The sequence below is a fragment of the Halomonas ventosae genome (genome assembly GCF_004363555.1).
Lineage (GTDB): Bacteria > Pseudomonadota > Gammaproteobacteria > Pseudomonadales > Halomonadaceae > Halomonas > Halomonas ventosae.
This window is the reverse complement of sequence record NZ_SNZJ01000018.1, coordinates 15,443-30,037: the sequence shown is the minus strand read 5'-3', so window position 1 is coordinate 30,037 and position 14,595 is coordinate 15,443. Positions and strand designations below refer to the sequence as shown.

Genomic DNA, 14,595 nt, shown 5'->3' with positions numbered 1-14,595 from the left:
ACTACCAGCGGTATTCGGCGGCCGGCCTACAGCGACAGGCGCCGGATCAGTTCCTTGGCCAGCACCCGGTGGGCCTGGCTGCCGCGCGAGAAGCGGGCGTACTTGGTCACCGGCAGCCCATGGCTCGGCGCCTCGGCGACCCGCACGTTGCGCGGGATGGTGGTCTTGAGCAGCGCATCGCCGAAGTAGTCGCGCAGCTGCTTGCTGACATCGCGGGTGAGGCTGTTGCGGGCATCGAACATGGTGCGCAGGATCCCGAAGATCTCGATCTGGGGGTTCACGCTGTCCTTGATCTGCTCCACGGTATCGAGCAGCGCCGACAGCCCCTCCAGGGCGTAGAACTCGCACTGCAGCGGGATCAGCACGCCATCGGCGGCGGTCAGGGCGTTGACGGTGAGCATGTTCAGCGACGGTGGGCAGTCGATCAGCACCACGTCATATTCGCCGGCCACCTCCTCCAGGGCCTTGACCAGGCAGCGCTCGCGCCCCTCGTGACGGTCGAGCAGTTCCACCTCGGCGGCGGTCAGGTCGCCGTTGCCGGGCAGCAGCGCATAACCGGCCTGCGGACAGTCGAGGATCACCTCGGTGGGACGCTTCTCGCCCAGCACCACGTCGAGCACGCTGCCATCCAGATCATGCTTGTCGGCGCCGCTGCCCATGGTGGCATGGCCCTGGGGGTCCAGGTCGACCAGCAGCACGCGGCGGTCCAGGGCCGCCAGGCTGGCGGCTAGGTTCACGGCGGTGGTGGTCTTGCCCACGCCGCCCTTCTGGTTGGTCAAGGCTATGATCTTGGTCACGGGCAACTCCCTTGCTGGGGAAACAGACGCCTCTGGGTCAGGCCTGGGTCACATCCCGGTGCCGAAGGACCACGAGCTGCCGGCTACCGTTCTCGTAGGGCACCGCGAGGTCGTGTCGTGCCGCCACGACGATCTCCTCGGGCAGTCCGGCCAGTTCATCATCCACGGCGGGCCCCTTCATGGCCAGCCATTCGCCATCCGGTGCCACCAGGCGCGACGTCAGCGCGATGAAATCGCCCAGGCTCGAGAAGGCCCGCGAGATCACCTGGGCATAGCCCCCGGCGACGGGCGCGAAGGCCTCGACCCTGGTCTGCTCCGGGGTCACGTTGCCAAGGCCCAGCTCCATCACGGCCTGGCGCTGGAAGCGCACCTTCTTGCCGTTGCTGTCGAGCAGCGTGACCGCGAGGCTCGGGTCGAGGATCGCCAGCACCAGTCCCGGCAGCCCGGGGCCCGAGCCCACGTCGAGCAGCTCCGGGCCCCGCACGAAGGGCAGCACCGCGGCACTGTCGAGGAGGTGGCGGGTCACCATCTCCTCCGGCGTGCGTACCGCGGTGAGGTTATAGGCGCGGTTCCACTTGTGCAACAGTCCCACTAGCGCCAGCAGCCGATGGCGCTGCTCGTCATCCACGGCGATGTCCAGCGCCGCCAGTCCGCCATCGAGGCGCGCCTCGACGATCTGCTCGCTCGAGGTCATGCGCTGGCCGCCCGGCTGTCGTCGAGCAGTCGCCGCTTCTTGAGGTGGATCAGCAGGATCGAGACCGCTGCCGGGGTCACCCCAGAGATGCGTCCGGCCTGGGCCAGGGTCTCGGGGCGGGCCTCCTCGAGCTTCTGGCGGATCTCGTGGGACAGCCCCTCGACCCGCTGGTAGTCGAGGTCGGCCGGCAGCGGCGTGGCCTCGTGGCGCTTGAGCTTGTCGATCTCGTTCTGCTGCCGATCGATATAGCCCTGGTACTTGGCCTGGATCTGGACCTGGTCGGCCACCGCCTCGTCCTCGACCGCTTGCCCTTCGATGCCGGGCAGGTCGGCGAGGTCGCCATAGGCGAGCTCAGGGCGCCGCAGCAGGTCCATGAGGCTGTATTCGCGCGCCAGCGGCGTGCCGGTCCGGGCCTCGACTCGGGCGGCCGCCGGGGAGCCCGGCTGCACCCAACTGGCCTTGAGCCGTGCGCTCTCGCGCTCAACCGCCTCACGCTTGGCCGCAAAGGCCGCCCAGCGGGCATCGTCCACCAGGCCGAGTTCGCGACCGGTCTCGGTGAGTCGCATGTCGGCGTTGTCTTCGCGCAGCAGCAGGCGGTATTCGGCCCGGGAGGTGAACATGCGGTAGGGCTCCCTGGTCCCGAGGGTGATCAGGTCATCGACCAGCACGCCGAGATAGGCCTCGTCGCGACGCGGTGACCAGCTCTCCAGCCCGCGGGCCCGCCGCGCGGCGTTGAGGCCGGCCAGCAGCCCCTGGGCACCCGCTTCCTCGTAGCCGGTGGTGCCGTTGATCTGGCCGGCGAAATAGAGGTTGTGGATAAACTTCGTTTCCAGGGAGTGACGCAGGTCCCGGGGATCGAAGAAGTCATACTCGATGGCATAACCCGGCCGGGTGATATGGGCGTTCTCCAGCCCCTCGATGGAGCGCACCACCTGCAGCTGCACGTCAAAGGGCAGCGAGGTGGAGATCCCGTTGGGGTAGAGCTCGTGGGTGTCGAGGCCTTCCGGCTCGATGAACACCTGGTGGCTCGCCTTGTCGGCAAAGCGATGCACCTTGTCCTCGATGGAGGGGCAGTAGCGTGGCCCGACCCCCTCGATCACCCCGGAGTACATCGGTGAACGGTCGAGGTTGGCGAGGATGATCTCGTGGGTGCGCTCGTTGGTGTGCGCGATATGGCAGCTCACCTGCCGGGGATGCATCCCGCGGTTGCCGAGGTAGGACATCACCGGCGTCGGGCTGTCGCCGGGCTGCTCCTCGAGACACGAGTAATCGACGCTCTTGGCGTCGAGCCGGGGCGGCGTTCCCGTCTTCAGGCGGTCGACCCGGAACGGCAACGCCCGCAGGCGTTCCGCCAGGGCGTTGGAGGGCGGGTCTCCGGCGCGGCCACCACGGCTGGTGTCGAGGCCGATATGGATCACCCCGCCGAGGAAGGTTCCGGTGCACAGCACCACGGTCTCGGCCATGAAGCGAATACCGGTCTCGGTGACCACGCCGCGCACGGTATCACCCTCGACGATCAGGTCGCCCGCCGCCTGCTGGAAGAGCGTCAGGTTGGCCTGGGTCTCCAGCATGGTGCGAATCGCCGCCTTGTAGCGGACCCGATCGGCCTGGGCCCGGGTGGCACGTACTGCCGGTCCCTTGCGGGCATTGAGCACGCGGAACTGGATGCCACCCTGGTCGGTTGCCAGGCCCATGGCACCACCCAGGGCGTCGATCTCCTTGACCAGATGGCTCTTGCCGATCCCGCCGATGGCGGGATTGCAGGACATCTGGCCGAGGGTCTCGATGTTATGGGTCAGCAGCAGGGTCCGGCAGCCCATGCGGGCCGAGGCCAGGGCGGCTTCGGTTCCGGCATGGCCGCCGCCGATGACGATGACGTCAAAGCGGTCGGGATACTCCAAGGGTCACCTCTTGGCGCATGGCGCCGATGTTGCAGTCAGGAGTGGAAATCAGCGGGGCAGTATAAACCTCCTGTGGGTAATCGTCAGGGTTTTCCACATCCGATTGCCCAGGCCGATGGTCCTCTCTTCACTCCTAAACAATAAAACAGAATATAAAAGAGAAGTTCTGTTGTGGTAGTAACTACTGGTGTGGACATTTTCCGTGGATAACCGTATCAGTTTCATTTTTTTCAACAGCTTGCGTTGTTGACTCCTGCCGGGACAGGAGGGTGACTGGCTGCGGATGAGGTGTCGGGAGCCTGTGGACGGAAAGCTCGCTTGTCCACAGCGCGACTCGGACACCGCTTGTCCACCGCTGTCTACCCGGCTTGTCACCGTGATGGTGAACAACCTGCGGTGATCCATCCGATGCCGCGCATGGCAGGGGCTGCAGGCCGTTGGAGCCCGTTTTTTCGGATTTTCTGTCCACAGGCAAAAAAAGGCCCTGTCGATAACGACAGGGCCTTTGCGGGAGGGTGCCTGTGAGCGAGATCAGTGCTTGAGAACCCTCGACAGGAACTGCTGGGTCGGCTTGTTGCGGGGATGGTCCAGGACCTCTTCGGGCGGCCCCTCCTCGGCGATCTCGCCCTGGTGGATGAAGATCACCCGGTCGGCGACCTCCCGGGCGAAGCCCATCTCGTGGGTCACGATCATCATGGTCATGCCCTCTTTCGCCAGCTCACGCATGGCATCGAGGACCTCGCCGATCATCTCCGGGTCGAGCGCCGAGGTCGGCTCATCGAACAGCATCAGGCGCGGCTCCATCGCCAGGGCGCGCGCCAGGGCCACACGCTGCTGCTGACCGCCGGAGAGCTGCCCGGGGTGCTTGGCCGCCTGGTCGCTGATGCCCACCCGCTCGAGCAGCCGTTCGGCCGTCTCGATGGCATCCGCACGGCTCCAGCCGCGCACCTTCATGGGTGCCAAGGTCACGTTGTCGAGCACGCTCAGGTGCGGGAAGAGGTTGAACTGCTGGAAGACCATGCCGACCTCGGTACGGATCTTCTGCAGTGCCTGGCCGGCCTTGCCATGGGGCAGCAGCTCGTTGCCATCGACCTCGATATGGCCCTGCTGGAACTCCTCGAGGCCATTGATGCAGCGGATCAGCGTCGACTTGCCCGAGCCGCTGGCACCGACGATCACCACCACTTCCCCGGGCGAGACCTCCAGATCGATGTCCTTCAGGACGTGCAGGTCGCCGAAGAACTTGTTGACCTTGTCGAGGCGCACGATGGGGTCGGCGCCGGAAGAGGACTTGTCTTGGTTCATGTCGCGCTTTCCTTATTGTCCGGCCAGGCCCTTGCGTTCGATGATGCGCAGCACCAGCGACAGGGAGAGCGTGATCGCCAGATAGAGCATGGCGACCATCAGGTAGACCTCCAGGGCAGTGAAGGTGGTGGCGATATAGACCTGGCCCTGACGGACCAGCTCGCCGACCCCGATCACCGAGAACAGCGAGGTGTCCTTGATGCTGATGATGCCCTGGTTGCCCAGCGCCGGGATCATGCGCCGGAAGGCCTGGGGCCAGATGATGTAGCGGAAGGTCTGGCGTCGAGAGAGCCCCAGCGAGAGCCCGGCCTCCTTCTGGCCTCGATCGATGGACTGCACGCCGCCGCGGACGATCTCGGAGATGTAGGCGCCGGAGTTGACGGCGATGGCGGCAATGCCGGCCACCAGGGCATTGATCGGGCCCCCCAGCAGCTGGGGCAGACCGTAGAAGATGAACAGCACCTGGACGAGGACCGGGGTGCCGCGGAAGATCTCGATATAGGTGATCGCGGGAACCCGCAGCCAGGCGATGGGACTGATGCGCAGCAGGCCGAAGATGATGCCGATGAGAAAGCCGATGGCCAGGCCCGCAAAGGAGATCAGCAGGGTGTAGGGAATCCCCGGTAGCAGGTGGGGAATGGAGGCAAAGGCCGCCTGCCAGTCGAATTGGAAGGTGACGTCCACAAGGTTTCTCCGTCAAGACGCAGGGGTGACGACAGGGGGGAGCGTGCGGTGTTCGCAACGCAACGAGGCCGGGCGCTTGACCCGGCCCCGCGATCAGCAGGCGAAGGGGATCATTCGCCGCTGGCGCTACCGAACCACTTGGCGTGGATCTCGTCGTAGGTGCCGTCTTCCTTCATGGCGGCCAGGGCCTCGTTGACGGGCTCGACCCATTCGCTGCCGTCTGCGAAGGCGATGCCGTACTGCTGGCCCTCGTAGAGGTCGCCGACGACCTTGACGCGACCCTCGCCGCGGGTCTGGGAGAAGTAGCCGACGTTGGGAGCGTCGTAGAAGACGGCATCGACACTGCCGCCGAGCAGGGCCATGTACATGTCACTGCTGCCCGGGTAGGGGGTGATGTCGGCCTCGTCGCCGAGGTTCTTCTCGAGGAAGTCGTAGCTGGTGGAGCCGACCTTGGTGCCGATCTTCTTGCCCTTCAGGTCCTCGAGCTCCGCGACGCTGTCGTCGTTGGCGCCGACCAGGATCCGCAGGCCGCTGTCGTAGTAGGGGTCGGAGAAGTCGACGACCTCCTCGCGCTCCTCGGTGATGGTGATGCCGGCGATGGCGATGTCGACATTGCCGGTCTGCACGGCGGGGATGATGCCGTTGAAGTCCATGGTGCGCAGGTTGTACTCGAAGCCGGCACGCTCGGCCAGCTCGCTGATGATGTCCATGTCGAAGCCGACCATCTCGCCGGTCTCCTGGTCCATCATCTCGAAGGGCACGAAACTCGGGTCGGTGACGACCTCGAGGACATGATTGTCGGCGTTGGCCACACCGGCAAGCCCCAGCCCGAAAGCGACGCTGGCGGCCAGGGAGGCGGTCTTCAGTTGGCGTTTCATACAATTCCCCATGGAAGAACTTGTTGTGGATTACGCCTTAAACCATGGCGAGTTCCCGGGGAAGCGTCAAGTGGAGGGGAAAGCGTGCTGTCGCCGCTGAGCCAACGCTGGCGGTCAGACCATGAAGGAGGCACCGCAGCCGCAGGTGGTGGTGGCGTTGGGGTTCTGCACCAGGAAGCGGGCACCGGCGAGCCCCTCCTCGTAGTCGACGGTGGAACCGACGAGGTACTGGTAGGAGAGCGGGTCGACCACCAGCGCCACCTGGCCGAATTCGACGAGGGTGTCGTCGTCGGCGACGTCCTCGGCGAAGTCGAAGCCGTACTGGAAGCCCGAGCAGCCACCGCCGGTGACGTAGACCCGCAGCTTGAGCCGGGGGTTGCCCTGTTCCTCGATGAGCGCCGCGAGACGGGCACGCGCCCCGTCCGAGAGCAACAAGGGGGTGGGAACGAAGGATTCGGCACCGCTCATGGGTGACCTCCCCTGGATCGATGAATGTCTTGCCAGGGGGGATTATCCACAATCCCCAGCAAAAGGGTCAACTTTTGCTGGGGAGCGAGCCGCGTGTGGTGCGGCTCAGGGCATGATGGCCGGGGCGTCGAGGCCGGCCAGCTCATCGAGGCCGAACATCAGGTTGAGGTTGTGCACGGCCTGGCCTGAGGCGCCCTTGACCAGGTTGTCGATCACCGAGAGCACCACCACGGTGTCGCCGTCACCGGGACGGTGGACCGCCAGGCGGCAGAGGTTGGCCCCCTTCACGCTGCGTGTCTCGGGATGGCTGCCGGCCGGCATCACGTCCACGAAGGGCTCATCGGCGAAGCGCCGCTCGAAGAGCGCCTGGAGGTCACCGGGGTCAGCGGTCAGGCGGCCGTAGATGGTGGCGTGGATGCCGCGGATCATCGGCGTCAGGTGGGGCACGAAGGTCAGCCCCACCGGGCCGCCGGCGGCCTCGGCCAGCCCCTGGCGGATCTCCGGCAGATGGCGGTGGCCCGAGGCGCCATAGGCCTTCATGGACTCGCTGGCCTCGGCCAGCAGCGAGGGCACCTTGGCACCGCGGCCGGCGCCGGTGACGCCGGACTTGCAGTCGGCGATGACCTGGTCGGTATCGATCACGCCCGCTTCCAGCAGCGGCAGCAGGCCGAGCTGAACGGCGGTGGGGTAGCAGCCGGGCACGGCGATCAGTCGTGCCTGGCGGATCTGCTCGCGGTTGACCTCTGGCAGGCCGTAGACCGCCTCGGCCAGCAGCTCGGGGGCCCCGTGGGGCTGGCCGTACCAGCGGGCCCACTCCTCGGTGTCGCGCAGCCGGAAGTCGGCCGAGAGGTCGATGACCCGAGTGCCCCGGTCGAGCAGTTCGCCGGCGAGGGCATGGGCCACGCCGTGGGGGGTGGCAAAGAAGACGGCATCGCAGCGGGCCAGCCGGTCGGCATCGGGCTCGCTGAAGGCCAGGTCGTCGTAGTGGCCGCGCAGGTTGGGATACAGCTCGCTGACGGCCATGCCGGCCTCGGAGCGTGAGGTGATGGCCTCCACCGCCACGTCCGGGTGACGGGCCAGCAGCCTGAGCAGTTCGACGCCGGTGTAACCGGTGCCGCCGACGATTCCGACCTTGATCACGATGGCCTCCTGGGGTTGGTGACGTGACGCTGGGACCTGTGTCCCCGGATATGATACACAAGAGAGACGCGCCCTACCCAGGCCCAGCCTGGCGGGTCCCCCCAGCAAGGTCGAACAGGATCGTCGCCGTGCCGCGTCTCTCGCTACCCGACTTCAGCCTGGAAGGCTTCCGTCGCCAGCTGGCCAACGTCGATGCCCTGCCTCAGCTCTGCGTGCTGGGCGTGGTGTCGGGCCTGGTGACCGGCGGGTTGATGGTGGTGTTCCGCCTGCTGCTGTCGCTGGGCGGCATGCTGCTGTTTCCCGACGGCGACCCCGAGGCCTTCGAGGCCCTGCCGTCGGCCCTGCGGGTGCTGATGCCCCTGGTCGCGGCGGCCCTGATCGGCCTGTGGCTCATTCGCCTGCCGCCGGAGGGACGGCGTATCGGGGTGGTCCATGTCATCGACCGGCTGACCTATCATCAGGGACGCTTCCCGCTGCGCAACTGGCTGGCCCAGTGGTGGGTGGGCGTGGTGTCGGTGATCGGTGGCCTTTCCGCCGGTCGCGAGGGGCCGGCGATTCATCTGGGGGCGGCGGCTTCCACCGGCCTCGGGCAGTACCTGCGCCTGCCCCACAACAGCCTCAGGGTGCTGGTGGCCTGTGGCACGGCGGCGGGCATTTCGGCCTCGTTCAACACGCCCATCGCCGGCGTCATCTTCGCCATGGAAGTGGTGATGATGGAGTACACCATCATCGGCTTCATGCCGGTGATCCTGGCCTCCTCCATGGGTGCCGTGGTGGCCCAGCTGGTCTACGGGCCCGAACCCGCCATCGGCATCCCCGACCTGCACCTGAGATCCCTGCTGGACCTGCCCTGGATCCTGGCCAGTGCCCTGCTGATCGGGCTGCTGGCGGCACTCTTCGTGCGTGTGGCCCGCGGGCACGAGCGGCTTCAGCGCCTGCCCATGGCGCCGCGCTTCGCCCTGGCGGCGCTGGCGGTGGCAGGGGTGGCCTGGTGGTACCCCGAGGTGCAGGGGATGGGCTATGACACGCTGCAGCTGGCGCTGGGCGGGGCCGCAGCGGTGGACGTGCTGGTGGCGGTGGCCATCGGCAAGCTGCTGCTCACGGCCTTCACCGTGGCCTGTGGCATCCCGATCAGCATCATCGGCCCCATCCTGGTGGTCGGCGGTGCGGCCGGTGCCCTGTGTGGCCTGGCCGGCCAGGCCCTGCTGCCGGTGGGGGCCTCGGCACCCGAGGTCTATGCCCTGCTGGGCATGGCCGCCATGATGGGGGCCGTCCTGCAGGCGCCCCTGGCGGCCCTGATGGCGCTGCTCGAGCTCACCCACAATCCCGGCATCATCATGCCGGGGATGCTGGCGGTGGTGGTGGCGGGCCTCACGGCGCGGCAGCTGAGCCGCAGCCAGGGGTTCTTCCTCACCCAGACCCGCCAAGGCCTGCACCCGCTGCAGCAGCCCCTGATGCAGGCGCTGTCGCGGGTCTCGGTCCCGGCGGTGATGGAGCGCAGCCTGGTGCGCACCTCGCGCATGGTGACCCGTGACCAGGCCAGTGCCCTGCTCGAGTCCAACCCTGCCTGGGTGCTGATCGAGCGCTCCACGGACGACAAGCCGACCCTGGCGCTCAAGGCGGCCGACCTGGCCCGCTGGCTGCTGGAGCATGACGAGCCCGAGTCGGAGGACGACAGCGCCCTGCTGGACCTGCTGGAGATTCCTGGCCAGCGCCTGGACATGGCACCGATCCACCTGCAGGCGACGCTCTCCGAGGCCTTCGAACGACTCAACGACAAGGCGCTGGATGCCCTCTACGTGGAGCACGGTCACCGGCCGAAGCAGAAGCGGATTTCCGGTATCATCACCCGCGACGCCATCGAGCGCTACTACCGCTTTTCCGATTCGACCCACGGCTGAGGAGTCGTCATGTATCTGTGGATGAAGGCCCTGCACCTGGTGGCCATGGTGACCTGGTTCGCCGCCCTGTTCTACTTGCCGCGCCTGTACGTCTACCACGCCATGGCCCGGGACAGGGGCGAGCAGCAGGCCATCGATCACTTCCTGGTGATGGAGCGCAAGCTCTACCGCGGGATCATGACCCCGTCGATGATCGCCGTGCTGCTGTTCGGGGGCGCCCTGCTGGTGCTCAATCCCGCCTGGCTCGCCCAGGGCTGGATCCATGCCAAGCTGCTGCTGGTGGCGTTGCTGGTGGGCTATCACCATGTCTGCCTGATCTACCTGAAGCAGTTCGCCGGAGCGCGCTGTCGACGCGGCCATGTGTTCTTTCGCTGGTTCAACGAGTTGCCGGTGATCGCCCTGCTGCTGATCATCTTCCTGGCCGTGCTGAAACCGTTCTGATGGCCGATTCTCCTGAACTCTCCCCTCACCTGCCGACGGTGCTGGTGCTGTCCGGTCACGATCCCACCGGAGGCGCCGGCCTGGTCGCCGACAGCGAGGCGGTGGCGGCCTGCGGCGGCTGGGCGTTGACCGTGCCCACGGCGCTGACGGTGCAGAACTGCCGGGACGTGAGCGCGGTGAGGCCCGTGCCCGCCGATGACCTGTTCGCCATGTCGGCGGCCCTGGACGACTTCGAGATTGCCGCGATCAAGATCGGCCTGATCGCGGATGGTGCCGTGCTGGATGCCGTGGTGGATATCCTGCGGCGTCGGCCGGGGGTACCGGTGGTGATGGATCCGGTCCTCAGGGCCGGCGGTGGCAGTGACTTGTCCACAGCCGAGCTGATCGACGCCATGTGCCATCACCTGCTGCCGCATGTGGATATCCTGACGCCCAACCGCCAGGAGCTGGCCCGACTGGCGGGTGCCGAATTCGTCGATGACACCGAGCGGGCGGTGCGGTTGATGTCCCTCGGCTGCCAGGCCCTGCTGGTCACCGGCACCGACCACCCCGCGGGACGGGTGCCGGCCGACCGGGTGGAACACACCCTGCATGCGCCGGAGACCAGCCGGCAGTGGACCTGGCCGCGGCTCGCGGGGCGCTTCCACGGCTCCGGCTGTACCCTGGCCAGTGCCCTGGCGGCGCGCCTGGCGGCGGGCGAGTCGCTGGTCACGGCCTGCGAGCAGGCGCAGGCCTTTACCTGGCAGGCGCTGGCCAGCGGCTGGCAGCCGGGACATGACCAGCGGTTGCCGCGGCGCCTCTGGCAGTTGCCGGCGAGGCCCGCCTTTCTTGCCATCGACGCCGCGACGCCGCCGGGATGACGGGGCGGACTGGCCATCGCCCCTCGGGGAGACGAGAATGGGGCCAACCCGGCAGAGGCGTGGACGAGCGAGGTTCGACGATATTCACCGACGCTTCACCGTCTGCCACAAGGTTATCCAGTGAGCTATCCACAGCCCGCCAGGTCGGGCACGCATCAACAGGGCAAGAGGTTGACATGACCACATCCGCACAGCTCTTCGAGCAGGCCTGCCGCCACATTCCCGGCGGGGTCAACTCGCCGGTTCGCGCCTTCAAGGGGATGGACCGTCCCCCGGTGTTCATGGAGCGTGCCCGGGGCGCCTACCTCTATGATGTGGAAGGCAAGCGCTATGTCGACTATGTCGGCTCCTGGGGGCCCATGATCACCGGCCACGCCGACCCCGAGGTGCTGGGGGCGGTGCGTGAGCGGCTCGACAGCGGCCTCTCCTTCGGCACCCCCACGGCCATCGAGACCACCATGGCCGACCTGATCTGCGAGATGATCCCCTCCATCGAGATGGTGCGCATGGTCAATTCCGGTACCGAGGCCACCATGTCGGCCATCCGCCTGGCGCGGGGCTATACCGGCCGCGACAAGATCGTCAAGTTCGAGGGCAACTACCACGGCCACTCCGACTCCCTGCTGGTCAAGGCCGGCTCGGGTGCCCTGACCCACGGTGAACCCAGCTCCCCCGGGGTACCGGCCTCCCTGGCCGAGCACACCGTGACCCTCTCCTACAACGATCCCGATGCCGTGGAGCAGTGCTTCGAGGAGATCGGCAGCGAGGTGGCCTGCATCATCGTCGAGCCGGTGGCCGGCAACATGAACTGCATCCCGCCGCAGCCAGGCTTTCTGGAAACTCTGCGACGCGTCTGCGACCAGCACGGTAGCGTGCTGATCTTCGACGAGGTGATGACCGGTTTCCGCGTGGCGATGGGCGGGGCCCAGGCCCACTACGGCATCGAGCCGGACCTCACCTGCCTGGGCAAGATCGTCGGTGGCGGCATGCCGGTGGGTGCCTTCGGCGGTCGTCGCGAGATCATGGAGGTGATCTCCCCGCTCGGTCCCGTCTACCAGGCCGGCACCCTCTCCGGCAATCCGCTGGCCATGGCGGCGGGCATCACGCTGCTTGGCAAGCTGCGCCAGCCGGGCTTCCATGACGCCCTGGCGCAGCGGGTCGAGACCCTCTGCCATGGCCTCCAGGAGAGGGCCGATGCCGCGGGCATCAACATGATCACCCAGCGTGCCGGCGGCATGTTCGGGGTCTTCTTCACCGGCCAGAGCCGGGTCGACAACTTCGCCCAGGCCACCGCCTGCGATGCCGATGCCTTCCGTCGCTTCTTCTCCCTGATGCTCGACCAGGGCGTCTACCTGGCGCCGTCGGCCTTCGAGGCCGGCTTCATGTCCAGTGCCCATGCCCCCGAGGACATCCAGCTCACCCTGGACGGTGCCGAGAAGGCATTCGCGGCGATGCAGCCGGCCTGAGACCCTACCCTCCATAGCGGGAGACCCCAGATGCGCCAGACACAAGCCGAACATGCGGCCTCCTGCGAGGAGGCGCTGCAGCTGGAGGAGCTGGTCGACCGGCTGGTGGCCTTCCATCGCCGCTCGCCCGGAGCGACTGGCCCCGACGATGCGGGGCTGGTCGCCTTCCGTGAACGACTCGACGGGGAGACCGCAGCCATCGAGCCGCTGCTGGCCGGGGAGGAGGATCGCCTGCGTCTGGCCCGCCTCCGGCAGTGGCTCGAGCAGGACCTCGCCCGCCTGGCGCCGGTCATCCTGGCGCGACGGGAGCGGCTGCTGGCAGCGAGCTGGGCTACCACGCAGCCCGACAGTCGGCTCTGCGACCAGGGCCGGGTGCTGCTGGCCAATGCCATCGGTCGGGACCTCCTGGGACCCGGGGGGGCAAGCATCGTCGATCCTGGCAGCGACCTGGCGGCGCTGCTGGTGGGGCTGGAATCCCATGGCGAGACCGGCCTGGCTCGCCAGGCCCTCGATGGCTACCTGCGTCGGTCCGGGGACTACGAGCTGGCTCGCCTGCTCTCGGTCTTCCGTGTCGTCGAGGCCCTGTCCGGTGCGCGACGCGCCCTGCAGCGCCATCAGGCGGCCGGTGAGGATGGCGAACGCCCTGCCCTGCTGGCCGAGACCATGCGGGAATGCCGGGGTTACCTGGAACTGGCGGAGGCCTATGCCGAGTTCCGTTTCCCGCCGCTGATCATCGGCATCGGCGTCTCGGGCAGCGGCAAGAGCCGTTTTACCCGGACCCTGGTCGGTCGCCTGGGGGCCGTTCGCCTCTGTTCGGATGTGGAGCGGCGACGGCTGCACGATATCGATCCACAGGCGGTTTCGTCACGACCACATGTGGACATCTTTGCCCGCAAGGCCACCGAGCGCACCTACCGTCGGCTGGCCGAATGCGCCGGCACCTTGCTCGAAGCGGGTTTCCCGACCTGCGTCGACGGCACCTTCCTCAAGCGCAGGCAGCGTGATCTCCTGCGCCAGCAGGCCGAGGCCAGGGGCCTGCCGGTGCTGCTGGTCAGCTTCGAGGCCGATGAGGCCACCCTGCGCCGGCGCATCGACAAGCGCGCCCGGCGCCACGGTGTCCCGGTCGAGGAGAGCCTGGCCATACTGGCGCGTCAGCAGTCAGACAGCGAGGCCTTCAGTGACGAGGAACGCCTGCACCTGCTGCACCTCGATACCACGGCGGACAATGCCGCCGAGACCCTGGCAGGCCTGATCCAGGATCACGTGCGCTTGACTTGACGTGTGGTCAGTTTGGATGAGGCGAGCCCTGGTGGGATGCGTCGCGCTGGCGGCGTCCCACCAGCGGTGGCGGGGCGCCGAGGTTCTGGCGGGCCCAGTTCACCGCCTGGAGGCGGTTGTGCACCTTGATCTTGCGGAAGATGTTGTAGAGGTGGGACTTGACGGTGTGTTCGCTGACGAACAGCTGGTCGGCGATCTCGATGTTCGAGGCCCCCGTGCCTAGCATGGCGATGATCTCAAGCTCGCGGTGCGTGAGACCGCAGACCGGCCGGTAGGAGTTGAGCTGCTGGCGGCGAAAGAACTGGATCATGCGCGTCATCAACGAGCGCGACATCCACAGGTTGCCTTCCAGCAGGATCGAGAGCCCCTTGCAGATCATCTCCAGTGAATCGCTGCGGTAGAAGACCCCCTGCAGGTTCATGGCCGAGAGGACCTCGACGGCATGTTCCTCGTCCCGCAGGTTGAAGGCGGCCAGCGACATGTCACCGGCCTCTGCCGCCTTGACATGCCACTGCTGCATGGTCGCCTCGTCGATATGATCCGCATCGAGCAGCACCACGGTCGGCGAGGCATCCTTGCCCTTCCACTCCGTCCCCGGCGCGACCACCGAGACCGGGCAGTCGAGCTGGTCGTGGAGATAGTTGATGAAGAGTTGTGACTGAGGGTTGTTGGCGGTGACCAGCAACACCAGGCTCTTCCCCTGTTCCATGGTGCGACCCCTTCGCAAGACGCGGTTAACCTTCATGATGAGGCAATCAGTCATTTGTGGCACAAGCGCCACA

General features: G+C 67.1%; 14 protein-coding genes. 5 read left to right on the top strand and 9 right to left on the bottom strand.

Annotated elements, in window-relative coordinates; all coding sequences use genetic code 11:
* Positions 1-26: 26 nt before the first annotated feature.
* The 8 genes from DFP85_RS14440 to argC form a co-directional block, all read right to left on the bottom strand.
* Entirely contained in the window at positions 27-797 is a 771-nt protein-coding gene (locus DFP85_RS14440; RefSeq protein ID WP_106231169.1) for a ParA family protein, read from the bottom strand.
* A 37-nt stretch (positions 798-834) separates the two neighbouring features.
* Positions 835-1,491, bottom strand: coding sequence for a 16S rRNA (guanine(527)-N(7))-methyltransferase RsmG (rsmG, locus tag DFP85_RS14435; RefSeq protein WP_133637151.1), 657 nt, complete (start codon positions 1,489-1,491; stop codon positions 835-837).
* Positions 1,488-3,392, bottom strand: a complete 1,905-nt coding sequence (mnmG, locus tag DFP85_RS14430) for a tRNA uridine-5-carboxymethylaminomethyl(34) synthesis enzyme MnmG (protein WP_133637150.1) — start codon at positions 3,390-3,392, stop codon at positions 1,488-1,490. The genes rsmG and mnmG overlap by 4 nt, the downstream gene beginning before the upstream one ends.
* A 531-nt stretch (positions 3,393-3,923) precedes the next feature.
* A complete protein-coding gene (locus DFP85_RS14425; RefSeq protein WP_133637149.1) occupies positions 3,924-4,697 on the bottom strand; it encodes an amino acid ABC transporter ATP-binding protein in 774 nt (257 codons plus the stop codon).
* Positions 4,698-4,709: 12 nt separating this feature from the next.
* The gene (locus DFP85_RS14420) at positions 4,710-5,381 is read right to left on the bottom strand and encodes an amino acid ABC transporter permease (RefSeq protein ID WP_133637148.1); all 672 of its coding nucleotides are present in this window, start codon (positions 5,379-5,381) and stop codon (positions 4,710-4,712) included.
* Positions 5,382-5,491: 110 nt separating this feature from the next.
* On the bottom strand, positions 5,492-6,259 hold the full coding sequence (locus DFP85_RS14415; RefSeq protein ID WP_133637147.1) for a transporter substrate-binding domain-containing protein: 768 nt from the start codon (positions 6,257-6,259) through the stop codon (positions 5,492-5,494).
* Positions 6,260-6,373: 114 nt separating this feature from the next.
* Positions 6,374-6,727: an iron-sulfur cluster insertion protein ErpA gene (gene erpA / locus DFP85_RS14410; RefSeq protein WP_133637146.1), complete on the bottom strand. Its 354-nt coding sequence runs from the start codon at positions 6,725-6,727 to the stop codon at positions 6,374-6,376.
* Positions 6,728-6,832: 105 nt separating this feature from the next.
* Positions 6,833-7,867, bottom strand: coding sequence for an N-acetyl-gamma-glutamyl-phosphate reductase (argC, locus tag DFP85_RS14405; protein ID WP_133637145.1), 1,035 nt, complete (start codon positions 7,865-7,867; stop codon positions 6,833-6,835).
* A gap of 128 nt (positions 7,868-7,995) precedes the next feature.
* Here argC and DFP85_RS14400 point away from each other — a divergent pair, with 128 nt between their 5' ends.
* From DFP85_RS14400 to DFP85_RS14380, 5 genes are all read left to right on the top strand, one after another.
* Positions 7,996-9,768: a chloride channel protein gene (locus tag DFP85_RS14400; RefSeq protein WP_133637144.1), complete on the top strand. Its 1,773-nt coding sequence runs from the start codon at positions 7,996-7,998 to the stop codon at positions 9,766-9,768.
* A 9-nt stretch (positions 9,769-9,777) separates the two neighbouring features.
* Positions 9,778-10,209: a protoporphyrinogen oxidase HemJ gene (gene hemJ / locus DFP85_RS14395; protein WP_133637143.1), complete on the top strand. Its 432-nt coding sequence runs from the start codon at positions 9,778-9,780 to the stop codon at positions 10,207-10,209.
* Complete coding sequence (gene thiD, locus DFP85_RS14390) at positions 10,209-11,069, top strand: bifunctional hydroxymethylpyrimidine kinase/phosphomethylpyrimidine kinase (RefSeq protein WP_133637142.1); 861 nt, start codon at positions 10,209-10,211, stop codon at positions 11,067-11,069. The genes hemJ and thiD overlap by 1 nt, the downstream gene beginning before the upstream one ends.
* A 176-nt stretch (positions 11,070-11,245) precedes the next feature.
* Positions 11,246-12,535 (top strand): glutamate-1-semialdehyde 2,1-aminomutase, encoded by a 1,290-nt coding sequence (gene hemL, locus DFP85_RS14385; RefSeq protein ID WP_133637141.1) that lies wholly within the window; start codon positions 11,246-11,248, stop codon positions 12,533-12,535.
* A 30-nt stretch (positions 12,536-12,565) separates the two neighbouring features.
* Entirely contained in the window at positions 12,566-13,813 is a 1,248-nt protein-coding gene (locus DFP85_RS14380) for a P-loop nucleotide/nucleoside kinase family protein (RefSeq protein ID WP_133637140.1), read from the top strand.
* Between the two features lie 7 nt (positions 13,814-13,820).
* Here the strand turns inward: DFP85_RS14380 and DFP85_RS14375 are convergent, their stop codons facing one another.
* Positions 13,821-14,522: a LuxR C-terminal-related transcriptional regulator gene (locus DFP85_RS14375; protein WP_133637139.1), complete on the bottom strand. Its 702-nt coding sequence runs from the start codon at positions 14,520-14,522 to the stop codon at positions 13,821-13,823.
* Positions 14,523-14,595: the final 73 nt, after the last annotated feature.